The 2,644-nt window shown below is 74.9% G+C and carries 3 protein-coding genes; 1 reads left to right on the top strand and 2 read right to left on the bottom strand.

Translation table 11 applies throughout. The features are described 5' to 3' along the window. Together ND747_RS16040 and ND747_RS16035 are read right to left on the bottom strand one after the other, a co-directional pair. The coding region (locus tag ND747_RS16040; RefSeq protein WP_251734423.1) for a serine/threonine-protein kinase at positions 1-1,615 on the bottom strand (1,615 nt) is incomplete at its 3' end. Continuing rightward, the gene (locus ND747_RS16035; protein ID WP_251734422.1) at positions 1,615-2,076 is read right to left on the bottom strand and encodes a hypothetical protein; all 462 of its coding nucleotides are present in this window, start codon (positions 2,074-2,076) and stop codon (positions 1,615-1,617) included. The genes ND747_RS16035 and ND747_RS16040, both read right to left, overlap by 1 nt. Between ND747_RS16035 and ND747_RS16030 the strand changes: the two genes are divergently transcribed. Then, positions 2,060-2,644, top strand: a 585-nt coding sequence (locus tag ND747_RS16030; RefSeq protein ID WP_251734421.1) for a hypothetical protein, incomplete at its 3' end; no start/stop codon positions are given. The two genes, ND747_RS16035 and ND747_RS16030, sit on opposite strands and share 17 nt — an antisense overlap.

The raw sequence follows: 2,644 nt of genomic DNA, 5'->3' as shown, positions 1-2,644 counted from the left end.
GGACCGGGCGGCCGGGGGGCGGTGCGCGGCGCGGTGACGGGTCCGGGGCGGGCTGGCCACGGCGGGCGCGGTGGGCGTCGCGGACCCGGTCGAGGCGATCCGCGGGCACGATGCCGGTCTCGGCGTCGCTGAGGTCCTCGTCGGCCAGATCGGCCAGGTCCACCGAGTCCGGGTGGTCCGCCGCCGGTGCGGCACCGCCGGAACGGCGGGCGTGTGACACCTCGGCGGCACCCCAGACGGTGACGAGCCCGTCGTCGGCAAGGTGTGGGGTTCCCGTCCACTGGTCGGCCGGCCGCCACGGAATTTTCCCCCCGGACGGCGTGCCGGCCGCTCCCGCCGAGGACGCCCCACCGGTCCGTGAGGCGCCACCGGTCCGCGAGGCGCCACCCGTCCGCGAGGCGCCACCCGTCCGGGACGCTCCGCCGGCCGGCGGCAGGGGGTTGAAGGCCTGGGTACCGAGGTCTGCCGGGGGTGGATCGTGTGGCATCTGGCCAGTCACGGGCGTGCTCGGCCCGGCCGGCCCGGGCGGGCCGTCAGTGTCCGGGTCCACAGCGGGGACGGGGGTGGTGGGAGGTGTGGTGTTCAGCGGACGGATGAGGGCGGTGACCTCGGACAGGATCTGCTCGCGGGCAGTGACGGGGACGTCGACGCGCAGGTCGAGCAGGCGGGCGTACAGCTGCTCGGCGGTGGGGCGCAGCGTGGCGGCCTTGCGCATCGCGTCCTCGACCAGCCCGACCAGGCTCGGGTCGAGGCCATCGAGGTTGGGCGGGTCGTTGACCGTGCGGAACAGCAGGCTCGGGGCGGGTCCGGTGCCGAACGGGTAGCGGCCGGTGCCGGCGTAGACGAGCACACCGCCCCAGGCGAAGACGTCCGCCGCCGAAGTGATCTTCTCGCCACGGGCCTGCTCGGGCGCCATGAACGCGGGTGTGCCGAGATGACGGTCGGTACCGGAGTCGCGACCGACGACGGTGGCGCTGTCCAGGGCGCGGGCGATGCCGAAGTCGATGACCTTGGGGCCGAGCCGGGACAGCAGGATGTTCGACGGTTTGAGGTCGCGGTGCACGATGCCGGCGCGGTGGATGGCCATCAGTGCCGTGGTCATGCTGACCGCGAGCTGGTGCAGCTCGGCGGGGGTCAGCGGCCCGCGGCTGTGCACCACCTCGGACAGCGTCGGCCCGTCGACGTATTCGGTGACGAGGTAGGGATGATCGCCGGTGATGTCGACGTCGAGCACGGCGGCGGTGCAGAACCGAGCGACGCGGCGGGCGTTGTCGGCTTCGTGCTTGAGTCGGGAACGGAACTCGGCGAGCCGGGCGAGGTCCGGTCGGATCAGTTTGACCGCGACCTGGCCGCCGTCGGCGGTCTCGCCCAGGTAGACCGTACCCATCCCGCCGGCGCCGAGGCGCCGCACCAGCCGGTACGGTCCGACCTCGGCCGGCTCTCCCGCCCCGCCGTCGGCACCGGTCGCACCGGGGACGCTGGCAGCGGTTCCACGCGCACCGCTACCGGATGCGTCCTTACCGCCCGTCGGCGTCCCAGCACTGACTGCACCAGGCCCGCCCGCGCCGGCGCCGCCATCGTTCTCGGCGGCCTGGGACGCGGACGGGTGGGCCATCAGTGACGCACCCGGCCGCGCCGACGGCGCCGGGCCGCCATCTGGTAATGGACCGCGAGGAAGGACAGCGCAAGGAACAGCGGCAGCAGCACCGAGGTCGTCGACGCGCTGGTGTCCGCGGAGACAAGAACCATGTCGATGCCGGCGGCCAGCGGCTCCTGCTCACCGTCGCAGCGGGCCTCGACCGGCCGGTACCCGGGTTCGAAGCTGGCGAACTGGACGACGGTCTCGAACGTGCCGGACTGGTCGGCGACGGTCTGACCGACCAGCTCACCGCCGGTGGTCAGGGTCGCCTGGGCGCCTGGGGCGCAGCCGGCGCCGCGGGCGAACAGGGTGTCGCCGGCGCTGACGATCGTGCGGTCGAACAGCAGCTCGCCTGCCTTCGCCTCGCGCGGATCGGGCACGCCGACGGGGGGCGCCGGGTCACCGGCGCGGCGCACCGGCGTGCAGACTCCCAGCACGCGCACCGTTCCCTTGGCGCACCGGGGCGGAGCCGGGCTCGGGCATGACGTGCCGCGGGCGACCGAGATGCCACCCGGGCACATCACCCGCCCGGTCGGGCAGTCGGCGGTCGCGGCGTGCTCCGAACCGTCCCAGCAGATGACGGGCACCGGCGCGGTCGGCTTCGGCGGGGAGGGACAGGCGGTACCGACCGGCACGCTGACGGAGGTGGTGGGGCAGGACTTCTGCGGCGGCAGGCACTGGTCCGCGCTGTCGCGCACCGAGCCGTCCGGGCAGGTGACCCTGACCGGCTGCTGGGTCGGAGGGTCGGCCGGGTCGGTGACCGTACCGCAGGTCGTGGTGGCTGCCGGGGCCAGCACGACCCCGCCGGCCGGGCGGGCGGTCTGGCTTGGGCAGGTCGGAGAGTTCCCCTGGCGCCCGGTGCAGTTCGGGTCGACGGTATGGCGTGCGGCGGCGGAGGACGCGCTGGGGCAGGTCGGGCTGGGGCAGTCCGTTGCGTCCGGCCCGTCCGTCGGTGCGGCCGGCGCCGCCGATCCGCAGGGCCGCGGGGAGCAGGTGCGGGTGGCG

Source organism: Frankia sp. R82 (genome assembly GCF_023716925.1).
Classification (GTDB): Bacteria; Actinomycetota; Actinomycetes; order Frankiales; family Frankiaceae; genus Frankia.
Note: the sequence above shows the minus strand (reverse complement) of the source record. Positions and strands in the feature narration are given on the sequence as shown.